Annotated in this window: 7 protein-coding genes; 3 read left to right on the top strand and 4 right to left on the bottom strand. The window is 69.7% G+C overall.

Annotation, left to right across the window (positions count from 1 at the left end; genetic code table 11):
* Positions 1-147: 147 nt before the first annotated feature.
* On the bottom strand, positions 148-1,668 hold the full coding sequence (locus tag AB5J55_RS37615; protein WP_369274905.1) for a catalase: 1,521 nt from the start codon (positions 1,666-1,668) through the stop codon (positions 148-150).
* 428 nt (positions 1,669-2,096) lie between these two features.
* Here AB5J55_RS37615 and AB5J55_RS37610 point away from each other — a divergent pair, with 428 nt between their 5' ends.
* Positions 2,097-2,594 carry a hypothetical protein gene (locus AB5J55_RS37610; protein WP_369274904.1) on the top strand — a complete coding sequence of 166 codons (498 nt, stop codon included), beginning with the start codon at positions 2,097-2,099 and terminating at the stop codon, positions 2,592-2,594.
* Positions 2,595-2,612: 18 nt separating this feature from the next.
* Here AB5J55_RS37610 and AB5J55_RS37605 read toward each other — a convergent pair whose 3' ends face one another.
* From AB5J55_RS37605 to AB5J55_RS37595, 3 genes are all read right to left on the bottom strand, one after another.
* Positions 2,613-4,244 carry a serine/threonine-protein kinase gene (locus AB5J55_RS37605; protein WP_369274903.1) on the bottom strand — a complete coding sequence of 544 codons (1,632 nt, stop codon included), beginning with the start codon at positions 4,242-4,244 and terminating at the stop codon, positions 2,613-2,615.
* Positions 4,245-4,391: 147 nt separating this feature from the next.
* A complete protein-coding gene (locus AB5J55_RS37600) occupies positions 4,392-8,315 on the bottom strand; it encodes a glycoside hydrolase family 2 TIM barrel-domain containing protein (RefSeq protein WP_369274902.1) in 3,924 nt (1,307 codons plus the stop codon).
* A 92-nt stretch (positions 8,316-8,407) separates the two neighbouring features.
* On the bottom strand, positions 8,408-10,345 hold the full coding sequence (locus AB5J55_RS37595) for an ABC transporter ATP-binding protein (RefSeq protein ID WP_369276403.1): 1,938 nt from the start codon (positions 10,343-10,345) through the stop codon (positions 8,408-8,410).
* A 195-nt stretch (positions 10,346-10,540) separates the two neighbouring features.
* Between AB5J55_RS37595 and AB5J55_RS37590 the strand changes: the two genes are divergently transcribed.
* Together AB5J55_RS37590 and AB5J55_RS37585 are read left to right on the top strand one after the other, a co-directional pair.
* Positions 10,541-11,506 carry a YbhN family protein gene (locus AB5J55_RS37590; protein WP_369274901.1) on the top strand — a complete coding sequence of 322 codons (966 nt, stop codon included), beginning with the start codon at positions 10,541-10,543 and terminating at the stop codon, positions 11,504-11,506.
* A gap of 138 nt (positions 11,507-11,644) precedes the next feature.
* Positions 11,645-12,409, top strand: coding sequence for a crotonase/enoyl-CoA hydratase family protein (locus tag AB5J55_RS37585; protein WP_369274900.1), 765 nt, complete (start codon positions 11,645-11,647; stop codon positions 12,407-12,409).
* Positions 12,410-12,541 lie beyond the last annotated feature (132 nt).

The following is a 12,541-nucleotide window of genomic DNA, read 5'->3' as shown; positions in this document are numbered from 1 at the left end:
GCGGAACACCCATCGCACGATGGGCAGTCGGTACGACTCGGCCGCGGGCCGGACGGCAGAGCCGTGCCCGGCGAGAGGGAGTGCTCCGACCCTCTCGCCGGGCGGTCGGCGTCAGCCGTCCTCGCCGCGGGGCCCGACCGGCCTTTTTCACGCCTTGTGCTGCATGGAGCTCCGTGCCGGATTGCCCTGTTCGGCGGCCTTGGGGTCCTTCTCGTCGGCCTTGGCCCGTACGCCGTCGGCGATGCGCTTGCCGATGGTCTCGTCGATGTTCGACCAGTACGCGAAGGCACGCTCGAGGACGGGCTCGCTCACTCCGTTGAGGAGATGTCCTACGACGTTGTCGACCAGACGGTCGCGGGCGGCGTCGTCCATGACCTCGCGCACCAGGGTGCCGGGCTGACCCCAGTCGTCGTCCTCGGGGTGGGAGACGTAGGCGGCCCGGGTGATCTCGCCGTCGGCCGTCCAGCTGGGCGGGGATCCGTAACGCTCGGTGTCCGCCGCGGGGCCGCCTTTGGAGTTCGGGGCGTACACCGGGTCGGTCGTGTTCCGGTAGGCCATCGCACCGTCCTTGGAGTAGGTGTGGACGTCGACGACCGGGGCGTTCACCGGAAGCTGCTGGTAGTTGCCGCCGATGCGATGGCGGTGGGCGTCCGCGTAGGAGAACAGTCGGGCCAGCAGCATGCGGTCCGGGCTCGGACCGATGCCGGGGACGAAGTTGTTGGGCTGGAACGCCGCCTGTTCGATCTGAGCGTGGTTGTCGGTGGGGTTGCGGTCGAGCGTCATGCGACCGACCGGGATGAGCGGGTAGTCCCCGTGCGGCCACACCTTGGTGAGGTCGAACGGGTTGAAGCGGTAGCCCGCGGCCTCCTCGTACGGCATCACCTGCACATACAGGGTCCAGCTGGGGTGGTCACCGTCCCGGATGTGCTCGAAGAGATCCCGGGTGTGGTAGTCCGTGTCGGCCGCGGCCATCTGGTCGCCCTCGTGCTGGGTGAAGAACTCGACGCCCTGGTCGGTCTTGAAGGTGTACTTCACCCAGAACCGCTCGCCGGCGGCGTTGATCCACATGTAGGTGTGGGAGGTGTAGCCGTTCATGTGGCGCCAGGTCCGCGGGATGCCGCGGTCCCCCATCAGCCACGTGACCTGGTGGGCGGACTCCGGGGAGAGGGTCCAGAAGTCCCACTGCATGTCGTGGTCGCGCAGGTTGTTGTCCGCGCGGCGCTTCTGGGACCGGATGAAGTGCTGGAACTTCATCGGGTCCTTGACGAAGAAGACCGGCGTGTTGTTGCCGACCATGTCGTAGTTGCCCTCGCTGGTGTAGAACTTCACCGCGAAACCGCGCGGGTCACGCCAGGTGTCCGGGCTGCCGCGCTCGCCGGCGACGGTCGAGAAGCGGATGACCAGGTCGGTGCGCGTACCGGGCTGGAACAGGGCGGCCTTCGTGTAGGCACTGACATCGTGTGTCACCTCGAAGTGACCGAAGGCGCCGCTTCCCTTGGCATGCGGCTGCCGCTCGGGAATGCGCTCTCGATTGAACTGCGCCATCTGCTCGATCAGATACGCGTCCTGCAGCAGGATCGGCCCCCCGGGGCCCACGGTGAGCGAGTGTTCGTCACTCTCCACCGGTGCGCCGGAATCGGAGGTGGTGGCGGGTCGGATCTCCGTCATGAGTCGTCCCTTTCCTGGTGTGTCGACGGCCAGGTCGCGACTACCGTGCGGACGCGGCATAGCCGATCCCAGCCGACACTTTTTTCCCATATGGCGCGTGACCCGGAGCAGGCGAGATAAACGCCCCGGCCTCGACCCACCGGCATCGGGAGCGCAGGTAAGGAGCACGTGGGAGAATGCTCCCGCCGCGTCTCAGCCGACCTCATGCGCACCCGTGAAGGTCCTGCGGTCAGCGCGCAATACTCGGGTCCCGATCCATCCCCACCTGGCATTATGGGAGCGGACGGAGATCCACCCGTTCTGTGTCGCAGTGGGGGCTAGAGGCAGTGCCACAACGGAATTCAGCTGACGATCACTTGCGCGCCCTTCACCAGCAGGGATGGGAGGCCGCGTGTTCTCTCCACCGCCACCTGCGCAGCGGAGGGGAGTTGGCCCCGATCGCCACTCCAGGTGTGCTGCTCGAACAGGGTGAGATCGCATACGGCGACGTAGCGGCGGACTACTCGCGCTTTTACGGCACGAACGTGACCTACAACCAGCGCTCGGGCTTCTACTTCGGGTCACCGATGTTCGTCGCCGCCGGGCTGGTCGGAGACGCGCTCGCCAACAACAGCGCCCGCAACCGTGCGCAGGCGATGGCTCAGGCGCAATGGCGGGACTTCTCCTCCTGCCGCGCGATACTCACCGACCGTCGCATGCTGCTGCACGTCGCGGCCGAGAACCGTTGGGTGACGGTTCGGCACCACGAGATCATCAGTTTTCTTCCCGTGCTCGACCAGTGGGCGCTGTTCACCGACTACCAGCAGTGGGAGCCGATGCGGTTGGCCGGGCCGACCGTGCCGTGGTTGACCGCCGCGACGATCTCCGTGCTCAACCGGGGCCGCTCCGAGTACCAGCAGCTGCCTCCACTGCCGCTGCCGGACTGATCTCCTCGTCTCTGTCGGTCACTTGCTGCGCCGCAGCGTTCCGGTGTCCTCCACGCTCGTCACTTCGTAGCGCAGACTGCCGTCGCCCGAGGGGGTCAGGATGAGATCGACCTCGTCGACGCAGTTGAAAGGATCACTTTCCTTGGTGATCTCCTCTCGGACCTGTACCGAATGCCCGGTGTCCATGGTGAGGACCCATCGGCCGCTGCACGCGAGCGACGGGTACTCGACGGTGGCCACCTGGTCGCCGATCTCTCCACCCTTGTAGTTCACCTGGACCGAGTAGAGGCTGCCGTCCGACTCGCGAATGTTCCCGGTCCACTTGCCCTTGTAGTCGGCAGGGGACGCCTTCGGGGACTTCGCGGAGGAAGCATCCCCGGACGCCCCGGAGTTGGCTCGGTCCTCTTTCCCTCCGAGGCCGGGAACCACCACTGCCAGAACGATGGCGAATACGACGATGGCGGCAAAGGTGAGCAGCACGGGACCGACCCGGCTCGTGCTGCGGCCGCCCGGCTGGAAGCCACCCGGTACCGGCGGCATCGGTGGTGTGGTCACCGTTGTCCGGGGTGTCGGCATCGGCGGCATGGGGGTCGGCGTGGGGGTCGGCGCAGGCGTGGGTACAGGGGGCATCGGTACCGGCGTCGGAGTGCCCGGCGGCGGAGGCGGTACGCGCCCGCCCAGCATGGTCGGCAGGGCGTGCACGTCGTCCCCGACACGACCCGCCGGGTTGTCGACCTGGGTCGGCGGCGGCGCCTCCTCGAGGTCGAGGAGGGTGGCGGCGTGCCGGCCGAGCTCCGCTGTCAGGGCGCCCGGAAGCCACGCGTCCGAGCTGCCGTCCGCCGTGGCCGCTTCTGCCGTCGCCACGATCTCCGACAGCTGAATCCGCTGCTCGGGCTGCTTGGCGAGGCACCGCCGCACGAACTCTGCCAGCGGCTCGGAGATCCCCTCCAGGTCCGGTTCGTCCTCGGTCACCCGCAGCATGACCGCGTGGGCGCCACTGTCCGGGGCGCCGAACGCCTGGCGGCCCGTAGCGGCGAACACCAGCACCAGGCCGAGGCTGAACACGTCGCTCATCCCGGTGATCTCGCTGCCCAGGATCTGCTCGGGCGACATGTACCCCGGAGAGCCGACCATCGCACCGGTGCGGGTCAGCACACTGGCCTCCGCCGCGCGGGCGACACCGAAGTCGATCACCCGGGGACCGTTGACCGTCAGCATGACGTTCGACGGCTTGAGGTCCCGGTGCACCAGCCCGCAGCCGTGGATGCTCTGCAGTGCACGGGCCAGACCGGAGGCCAGGTGCCACACCGACCGCTCCGGCAGCGGCCCGCCCATCTCGGTCACTGCCTCGTGCAAGGTGGGACCGGCGACATACCCGGTGGCGACCCAGGGTGTGTCCGCCTCGGTGTCGGCATCCAGGACCGGGGCCGTCCACTCCCCGCCGACCTGGCGCGCCGCGGCCACCTCCGCGCGGAACCGGCGGCGGAACTCCGCGTCGTAGGCCAACTGCGCATGGACCAGCTTCACTGCGACCGTGCGCCCCCGCTGCGACCGGCCGAGGAACACCCGCCCCATGCCCCCGGCCCCGAGCCGTCGGAGCAAGCGGTAGTCCCCGACTTGTGTGGGATCGCCGGGCCGCAAGTTCTCCATGACCGTTTCGTCCCCCTGTTTCCCTAGCCCGAGTGCCCTCGGCTCAGCATCGCACTACAGCCCGACGCTCAATGCAACATCACCGGTTGCGCCTGCGGCTGTTACAGGTGGATCACACTGTCATCGGAGGGCCAAGGCCGCGTCGGGTCACTCCACCGCGGTGGGCCTGCGGGACGCCGCCATCGCCTCGTTGACGTCCCTCAGCGGGCGCAGCCGGTAGGCGTAGGAGTAGTCGCGGCTCGGGAACAGCTTGTACTGGTCGTGGGTGTGCGCACCCCAGCTGTTGTCGCCGCCCAGGCCCATCTGGCGGTGGTTGACACGCAGGACCACCTCGTCGCGCGGGGTGAGCTGGTAGTCGTGGCGGACGCCGGAGGAGAGGTCCTCCGGGGTGAAGTGCGAGGCGTTGACCTCCAGCAGGGGTTCGCCGGAGACGAGGAGGCCGGTGCCCCTGGCGTCGGTCAGGGCGATCCATCGGACGTCGGTCTTGTTGCCGTTCTCCTGGGGGCGGATGTACGGCGTCCACTGCTCGGAGACGGTTCCGGAGTACACGCCCACGTCGGTGGCGTCGCGGCGGTCGACGTAGTTCTCCTCGGGCCCGCGGCCGTAGTAGCGCAGCCGCTCGAAACGCCCCGGCAGGCACAACAGCGTGCCGACCTCCGGGATGTAGGGCAAGGACGCGGCGCCCGGGTGCAGGATGTTGTCGACCTTGATCTCGCCGTTGCCGAACACCGTGTAGGTGGTGGTGTACGTCGACTCGACGGAAGTCGGCAGCGTGCCGCTGACCTTGATCTCCACCGCCTTGTCGCGCAGGGCGCGCACCGCCACGGCCGTCACCTTGCGGTTCGTGCCCGCGTCGCGCCAGGTCTGGTTGCGGGTGTGCTGGCCGTTGCCGCGGTCGTTCTCGGTGGGCGCCCGCCAGAAGTTCGGTACCGGTCCGGAGGTGAGGAGCCGGGTGCCGCGTGACTCGTACGACGTGATGACGCCGGTGCTCTTGTCCATGGTGACCGAGAAGTCCTCGCCCTTGACGGTGACGGCCTTGTCGCCGTCCTCATGGTGGAGGGACGGCACGTTCGACAGGGGGACGGGCGTCACGGCGGGGGTGTCGGCGTCGAGGGCGAGTTGCTGCTTGGCCACCTCGAAGCCCGCCTTCGCCCACGGCGTGGATTCCTTGGTGGTGAAGGAGAGCTGGAGGAAGTACTCGGTGCCCGGGGCCGGGTCGTCCGGCAGCTTCACCGGCACCGTGATGTCCTTGCTGCCGAGCGGCGGGACGTCCAGCTGGGCGCGGCTCAGCTTGCCGCGCCGCACCACCTCACCGTCGGCGAGCAGCTCCCAACGGCCGTCGAACTCACGGAGGTTGGTGAACAGGTACTCGTTGGTGAGGGTGATGGCCGCGCCGGGGGTCAGCGCGTCACCGGACGCCGGTGCCGCGTTGACCGCCTGGTAGATCTGCTTGATCTCGGCCGCCTTGCCGGTGTGGCGGCGGTCGGCGGTGACGATGCCGTCGGCGTTGGAGGTACCGTCGTTGGGGTTGTCGCCCCAGTCGCCGCCGTACGGGAAGAAGGTCTTCGCGCGGGGCCGCTTCTCGGTGAGGTCGACGGTGGCCGCGTCGAACCAGAAACGTACGCCCTCGTCAGCGGGTCGGCGGCTGTCGGTGCCGAGTTCGGCGGCGCTGAGCGCACGGGCGTACACCCGGGCTCGGCGGATCGTGCCGCTGAACTCCCGGGTGGGGTTGTCCACGTCGGTGGCGAGGGCGAGGGGCGCGGTGTTGGTGGCGGGCCGGCGCGTGGTGGTACGGGTGGACTTCACCTCGCCGTCGACGTGGAGGGTCAACGTGCCCGTGTCCGCGTCGAAGACGCCGGCGATGTGGTGCTCGCGGCCGGTCCAGTCGGCCGGGAGGGTCCAGTTCGCGGTGATCCACTGGCCGCCGCCGTGGATGAAGAACTCCAGGGTGTCGTCCGACTGCTTCAGGGCGTACTGGGTGTCGCCCTTGGCGATGATCGGCTGGTGGTAGCCGGTGTAGTGCGGGGTGACCCAGGCCTCCAGGGTGAGCGAGCCGGTGAGGTCGAGGCGCTCGTCGCGCGGGAAGACGGTGGCTCCGGAGACGCCCTTGGCGCGATCGAAGGTGCCGCTCGCGGTGAGGATCTCGCCGCGCAGGGCGACCGGCCCGGACTCGGTGAGGAACTTGCGGGTCGGCACGGGCCAGTTCAGTGACTGGTCGACGAAGTCCCAGATCCAGCCGCCCTGGAGTACGTCGTAGCGGCGGACGATGTCCCAGTACTCCTTGAAGTTGCCGTTCGAGTTCCCCATCGCGTGCGCGTACTCGATCATGACGTACGGCCGGGTGTCGGCGGTGTCCTTCGCGCGCTGTTCGACGCGGGACGGGCTGTCGTACATCTCCGAGCGGATGTCGCTGATCGTCGGCCGGTCGTCGCCCTCGTACTGGATCACGCGGGTCGGGTCGTAGGACTTGATCCAGTCGTGCATGGCGACGAAGGTGCTGCCGCCGCCGGCCTCGTTGCCGAGGGACCAGATGACGACCGAGGGGTGGTTCTTGTCGCGGTGGACCATGCTCTGCGCGCGGGCCACGCATGCCTTGGTCCAGTCGGCGTGGTTGCCGGGGTACTCGCCGCGGATGCCGTGGGTCTCGAGGTTGGTCTCGTCGACGAGGTAGAGGCCGTACTCGTCCGCGAGTTCGTACCACAGCGGGTTGTTGGGGTAGTGAGAGGTGCGGACGGAGTTCATGTTCATCCGCTTGATGATCTCGATGTCCTTGACCATGTGCGCGCGGGTGAGTGCCATGCCGCTGTCGGGATGCATCTCGTGCCGGTTCGCGCCGCGGAAGGACACCGGCTTGCCGTTGATCCGCATCAGGCCGTCCCTGAGCGCGAACTCGCGCAGGCCGACGCGGTGCGAGAGGGTCTCGATCACCTTCCCGGCCGGGTCGCGCAGCCGCAGTACGGCGGTGTAGAGGTTCGGGTGCTCGGCGGACCACAGCTTCGGTTCGGGCACTGCTCTGCTCGCCCGGACGGTCACGTCCTCACCGGCAGGGGCGGACGCGAGGTCGACCGCCTGCTGGAGCGGCCTGGACCAGACGGCGTGGCCGCGGGCGTCGTACAGCTGCGTCTCGACGGAGTAGCCGCCCTCCCCCGGCCCCCCGTACGAGCGCACGCTCGCAGTGACGGACAACTCGGCGGCCGTGCAGTCGTCGTTCAGCGGGGTGTCCAGCTTGAAGTCACGCAGGCGCACTTCGGGGGTGGAGTAGAGGTAGACCGAGCGGAAGATGCCGCTCAGCCGGATCATGTCCTGGTCCTCCAGCCAGTCGCCGTCGGAGAAGCGGTAGACCTCGACGGCGATCTGGTTGGTGCCGGGCTTGAGGTGCGGGGTGATGTCGTACTCGGCGGGGGTGAACGAGTCCTCGGCGTACCCCACCAACTCCCCGTTGATCCACACGTAGTGCGCGGACTTGACGCCCTCGAAGTGCAGGAAGGTGCGCCGCCCCGACCAGCCGCGCGGCACGGTGAAGGTACGGCGGTACTGCCCCACCGGGTTGAAGCGGGTCGGAGCGGCCGGGGGCTGCGCCTCCTCGCCGAGGCCGTTCGGGCCCCACCAGGGGTAGGTGATGTTGACGAAGATCGGGCGGTCGTAGCCGTGCATCTGCCAGACGGCGGGGACCGGGATGGTGTCCCAGTCGCTGTCGTCGACGTCGGTGCGATGGAAGTCGGCGTCCCGGTCGTCGGGGCGGTCGGCGTAGGCGAACTTCCACTTGCCGTCGAGGCTCAGCCGGTACGGCGAGCGGGTACGGTCGGCGTCCAGCGCCTGCCTGACGTCCGCGTACGGCATGAGGGTGGTGTGCGGCGGCTGGGTGCCGATGCGGAAGACGTCGATGTGGCCGTTCCACTCCGGGGTGTCGGCCACCGATCCGGCCCCCTCGGCCGCGTGCACCGTGGCGGACGATCCGGAGACGGCGAGCGCACCGAGCAGGGCGGCTCCTCCCTCCAGCAGACGGCGGCGGCTGACCGGCACACCCGGCCTGCGCGACGGTCCGGTGGGGGGCACGGGGGTGAGCGGCATCGACGGGGCCTTCCTCGGGACGACAGTGCGGCGCTGCGCGGCTTGAGGGAGCGTCAGATCATGTGCGGTGCTGTTGGGAAACCCAACGCACACTAGGTTGTGAACACAGTGGAAGCAATGATGCTGTCGAGGCTTGTGTGTTCCTGATGGGTACGGCCGTCGACCTTGGCCGAATCCAGCTGCTCGAACTGGGTCCGGTACAGCTCGGCGTAGCGTCCGCCGGCGGCCAGCAACTCGTCGTGGGTGCCGCGTTCGACGATCCGACCGGCCTCGACAACCAGGATCAGGTCGGCCGCCCGCACGGTGGACAACCGGTGGGCGATCACGACCGCGGTCCTGCCCTCCAGCGCCTCGGTGAGCGCCTCCTGGACGGCGGCCTCGGAGGTGTTGTCGAGGTGGGCGGTGGCCTCGTCGAGGATGACGACGCGCTGGCGGGCCAGCAGCAGCCGGGCGATGGTCATCCGCTGGCGTTCACCGCCGGAGAGCCGGTAGCCGCGCTCGCCGACCACCGTGTCGAGGCCGTCGGGCAGGGACCGTACGAGATCGTCGAGGCGGGAGCGGCGCAGGGCGTCCCACAGTTCGGCGTCGGTGGCGGTGGGGCGGGCCAGCAGCAGGTTGGCGCGCACCGTGTCGTGGAAGAGGTGGCCGTCCTGGGTGACCATGCCGAGGGTGCCGCGCAGGGACTCGGCGCTCAGGTCGCGGACGTCGGCGCCGCCCACGCGTACGGCGCCCTCGTCGACGTCGTAGAGCCGCGGGAGGAGTTGGGCGACGGTCGACTTGCCCGCGCCGGACGAGCCTACGAGGGCGACCGTCTGGCCGGGTTCGGCGCGGAAGGAAATGCCGTGCAGCACCTCGGCGCCGCCGCGCGTGTCGAGGGTCGCGACCTCCTCCAGGGAGGCGAGGGAGACCTTGTCGGCGGACGGGTAGCCGAAGCGGACGTTGTCGAACTCCACCGACACCGGGCCGTCGGGGACGTTCTTCGCGTCCGGCTTCTCCTCGATCAGCGGCTTCAGGTCGAGCACCTCGAAGACGCGCTCGAAGCTGACCAGGGCGCTCATGACCTCGACGCGGGCGCCGGCGAGCGCGGTCAGGGGTGCGTACATACGGGTCAGCAGCAACGCCAGTGAGACGACGGCGCCCGGCTCCAGGGTGCCGCGCAGGGCGAACCAGCCGCCGAGGCCGTAGACCAGAGCGAGGGCCAGGGCCGACACCAGGGTGAGCGCGGTGATGAACACCGACTGGGCGGTGGCCGTCCGCACGCCGATGTCGGCCACCCTGCGGGCCCTGGCCGTGAACTCCTCCGACTCCTCCCCCGGGCGCCCGAAGAGCTTGATCAGCGTGGCGCCTGGTGCCGAGAAGCGCTCGGTCATGCGGGTGCCCATCGACGCGTTGAGCGCGGCGGCCTCCCGCTGCATGCGGGCCATCCGGTGACCCATGCGGCGGGCCGGGATCACGAACACCGGGAGCAGGACGAGGGCGAGCAGGGTGATCTGCCAGGACAGGGTGAGCATGACGGCGAGGGTGAGCAGCAGTGTGACGAGGTTGCTGACCACGCCGGACAGCGTGTTGCTGAAGGCGCGCTGGGCGCCGATGACGTCGTTGTTGAGACGGGAGACCAGCGCTCCCGTACGAGTACGTGTGAAGAACGCGACCGGCATGCGCTGCACATGATCGAACACAGCCGTGCGCAGATCGAGGATGAGTCCCTCGCCGAGCGTCGCCGACAGGCGCCTGGCGATGACCCCGAGCACCGCCTCCGCCACCGCGATCAGGGCGATCAGCAGGGCCAGGCGGACGACGGTGCCCTCGTCGCCGCCCGTCACGATCGCGTCGACGACGCGTCCGGCGAGTACGGGGGTCGCGACGGCGAGCAGCGCGGTCATCATCCCGAGCACGACGAAGAACGCGATCCGGCGGCGGTGCGGGCGGGCGAAGGCGGCGATGCGGCGCAGCGTGGCGCGGGCGAAGGGACGGCGCTCCTGCTCGGCGTTCATGACGCTGTGCAGCTGGGTCCAGGCTGTGGTCTCCATGCTCATGCGAGAGAACGTAGAACCTCAAGCAATGTTGAGGTCAACATCGAATCGGCGGATGTCGTCGTCGACCGGTTCGCCGAAGTCGATATCGACGGGTTCGCCGAGATCGGTGTCCGTCCGCAGCCGGTCCGTAAGGCGCCGTCCCCGCTCCCGCTACCCGCAGTTGTCGCAACGTGGAGAACCTCTCCGAATGTGACAGCCGTACGACTCCCAGCGGGACGCCTGATCAGACGTCTCCCGATCCGCCAGATACTGGTCCTGCTTCCGCTCGCCCTCGTCATCGTGGTCGCGGTGCAGCACCGCTCCGTGCTCGCCGAGGGCATCGGTCATCTGGCGACGGCCAAGTGGCCGTGGCTGCTCGCAGCGGCCTGCGCCACCTGCCTGACCTGGGTCGCGGCGGCCGTCACCCGGCAGGGTGCCGTGATCGACCGGCTGCCCAGACTGCGGCTGCTCGTCACGCAGTTCGCGGCGGGCTCCGCCAATCATCTGCTGCCCACCGGGCTGGGCGCGAGCGCGGTCAACCTGCGCTTCATGACGGTGTGCGGGCTGCCGCTCGCCCGTTCCTCGGCCGCGCTGGCCCTGTATCTGCTCGCGGAGAGCGTGGCCCGCGTCGGCCTGCTGGCCGCGCTGCTGATCGCCTTCCCGCACGCGCTGCAACTCGGGCCGCTCCTGCCGGAGGGGGCGTGGGGCCCGCTGCTGCTGATCATCGGCGCGGCGGCGATCGTGATCGTGGCCGCCTTCGCACTCGTACGCCGGCTGCGCACCGCCGTTTTCTCCTTCCTGCGCACCGCGCTGGACGAAGCGCGCTCGGTGCACACCCGTCCGTCCCGGGCGCTGGCGTTGTGGGGCGGTTCGCTGGCCTTCCCCGTACTGCAGGCGGCCGGGCTGGTCCTCGTCGGGCTCGCCCTGGGGCTCGACGTGCCGCCGGCCCACATGGCGCTCGCCTATCTGGCGGCGACCGTCGCCGTCGCCCTGGTGCCGACGCCCGGCGGGCTCGGCTCGGTCGAGGCCGCGCTGATCGTGGCACTGGTGGCGGCGGGCGGCCCGGTGGCGGTGGCGACGGCGGTCGTGCTGGCGTACCGGATCATCACGGTGTGGCTGCCGCTGCTGCCGGGGGCGTTGACGCTGGGGGCGCTCGTGCGCTTCAAGGTCATCTGATCAAGGTCGTCCGATCCGGGCGGCCCGATCAAGGCGTCCGATGGTCCGATCAAGGCCGTCCGACCGATCGGTTCCGGTGGAAGGTCATGTGACCAGTCAGTAACGTACGGGTTCCGACCCACGGAAAGGACCCCCGCCATGCCGGTCCGCGTCGAGCGCCAGGGGCACGTCACCACCGTCGTCCTCTCCCGACCGGAGGTCCGCAACGCGGTCGACGGGCCCACGGCCGCCGATCTCGCCGACGACTTCCGGGAGTTCGACGCCGACGACGAGGCGCGGGTGGCGGTGCTGTGGGGCGAGGGTGGCACGTTCTGCGCGGGCGCCGACCTGAAGGCGCTCGGCAGCGGGCGGGGCAACGCGGTCACCGAGGACGGTGACGGCCCGATGGGGCCGACCCGGCTGCGGCTGTCCAAGCCGGTGATCGCCGCGGTCGCCGGGCACGCCGTGGCGGGAGGCCTCGAGCTGGCGTTGTGGTGCGATCTGCGGGTCGCCGAGGAGGACGCCGTCTTCGGGGTGTTCTGCCGCCGCTGGGGTGTGCCGCTGATCGACGGCGGCACGGTACGACTGCCCCGGCTGATCGGCACGAGCCGCGCGATGGACATGATCCTGACCGGACGCCCGGTGCCGGCGAACGAGGCGTACGAGATGGGGCTCGCCAACCGTGTCGTGCCGAGCGGACGTGCCCGCGCCGAGGCCGAGGAGCTGGCCGCCACGATCGCGCGGTTCCCGCAGGCGTGCCTGCGCGCCGACCGCGCCTCCGTGCTCGACCAGGAGGGACTTGCCGAGCCGGCCGCGATGTGCGCCGAACTCCGGCACGGCGTGGGCGTGTTGACGGAGAGCCTGGAGGGCGCCTCCCGCTTCGCCTCAGGTGCGGGGCGGCACGGGTCGTTCTCGGACATGTGACTCGGTTCACCGACTGCGGCATCCCGTACGCCATCCCGTACCGCACCCCGTACGCCATCCCGTGCCCCGTCGCTGCGGGAGCGTGCGCGGCGTTGAGCGCCCCCCGAGCGGCGCTCGCGCATCAAGCGCGCC

The sequence above is a fragment of the Streptomyces sp. R11 genome, from assembly GCF_041051905.1.
GTDB lineage: Bacteria > Actinomycetota > Actinomycetes > Streptomycetales > Streptomycetaceae > Streptomyces.
Note: the sequence above shows the minus strand (reverse complement) of the source record. Positions and strands in the feature narration are given on the sequence as shown.

Coding starts and splice junctions, on each gene's coding strand:
- AB5J55_RS37615 (WP_369274905.1), bottom strand. CDS start 1,668: ATGACGGAGATCCGACCCGCCACCACCTCCGATTCCGGCGCACCGGTG.
- AB5J55_RS37605 (WP_369274903.1), bottom strand. CDS start 4,244: ATGGAGAACTTGCGGCCCGGCGATCCCACACAAGTCGGGGACTACCGC.
- AB5J55_RS37600 (WP_369274902.1), bottom strand. CDS start 8,315: ATGCCGCTCACCCCCGTGCCCCCCACCGGACCGTCGCGCAGGCCGGGT.
- AB5J55_RS37595 (WP_369276403.1), bottom strand. CDS start 10,345: ATGGAGACCACAGCCTGGACCCAGCTGCACAGCGTCATGAACGCCGAG.
- AB5J55_RS37585 (WP_369274900.1), top strand. CDS start 11,645: ATGCCGGTCCGCGTCGAGCGCCAGGGGCACGTCACCACCGTCGTCCTC.